1 protein-coding gene and 1 pseudogene are annotated in these 1,143 nt (G+C 39.9%); both read right to left on the bottom strand.

Features of this window, described 5'->3' with window-relative positions:
• Positions 1-84: 84 nt before the first annotated feature.
• Positions 85-894, bottom strand: a complete 810-nt coding sequence (locus BM141_RS22475) for an RHS repeat-associated core domain-containing protein (RefSeq protein ID WP_091549665.1) — start codon at positions 892-894, stop codon at positions 85-87.
• Positions 895-939: 45 nt separating this feature from the next.
• A pseudogene (locus BM141_RS22470) lies at positions 940-1,143 on the bottom strand (hypothetical protein); the annotation flags it as partial.

The raw sequence follows: 1,143 nt of genomic DNA, 5'->3' as shown, positions 1-1,143 counted from the left end.
TGATAACATTTTTACTAATTTGATTACCAAATATTGTACTTTTTTCGTAATTTTCCTAATCCAAATTTCAAAACCTTTTACTTTTTAGTATAAATCACCAGCTTTATTATAAAGCGTATAAGTTCTGCTTGGATTTAAAAGTTTGGAAGAAGTTTTAAGAGGAATGGCAATTACAGAACCTATGACAGGAACGGCAGCTACAGAACTTATCGCAGCCTGTCTGTAATTGCCCTCCATAGCATAAACTGCTGCATCTAACAAATCTGCCAAATCCCCTACTATTGGCACGAAGCCAAATAAACTTACTCCCTCATGAAAACTATCACTTGAATACCCATCTCTCCCCCCTCTTACAGCATTGGCTATTGGATTGTAGTAAGAAGATAGTTTGAGCGTACCTACGTGCCACAATCCCATTTTACTATGCCAATCATTCATTAGGTTTGTGTTCCCTGCTTCTGGGGAAGCAAGCCACTCTATAGCGTAGAAATTGAGCGTACCATCGCCATTGTTAGAGGCTTGTAGCGTGACGTTTTGCGGTGTACTTTTCCAAAGATAGCTGATTGTACGATAATTACGAGATAGATTTTCCATTTGTTTCCTATCTCTTTCTTTTTGCTGGTCGTAGGCTGTCCCTTGTGGTAGTATGCTTTCCCCGTCCATGCCCGTAGGGTCTATGTACCTCAGCAGATTGTTATTCAAGAAAGAATAAGGTGAAACACTTACGTACCTATCCCCATGAGGGTCAAGGGTAGTAGTCCTACCTGTCTGATAGTCATAGCTTCTGGCACTGAAATCGTAGTGGTGCAGCTCAAGCTCGGTTTGCTTTTCTTTGCCGTTGAACAGCCACTTATCTTCCTTCGCAGGAGTTTGTACATAATCCAAGCTCTTCATGCCCAAGCCGAAAGACAGGGTAGAAATAAAAGTTTACAACTTCTCCTACCTCACCTCCTTCCTCAATGCTTCTATCTGCTCAATAGATAAGCCTGTTATCCTTGTAATCGTTTTATTATCAAAGCCTTCACTTATCATGTTCTTGGCTATTTCTATTTTTTCTTCCACTTTCCCTTCAATTTTCCCTTCAATTTTTCCTTCATTAAACGAAGTTTCCAAAGAGGCTGTGAAGTCCAAATAGTTCTTTTC

It is taken from the genome of Thermoflexibacter ruber, from assembly GCF_900113045.1.
Taxonomy (GTDB): Bacteria; Bacteroidota; Bacteroidia; order Cytophagales; family Thermoflexibacteraceae; genus Thermoflexibacter; species Thermoflexibacter ruber.
The sequence above is the reverse complement of the archived record's forward strand: the minus strand, read 5'-3'. Positions and strand labels throughout refer to the sequence as shown.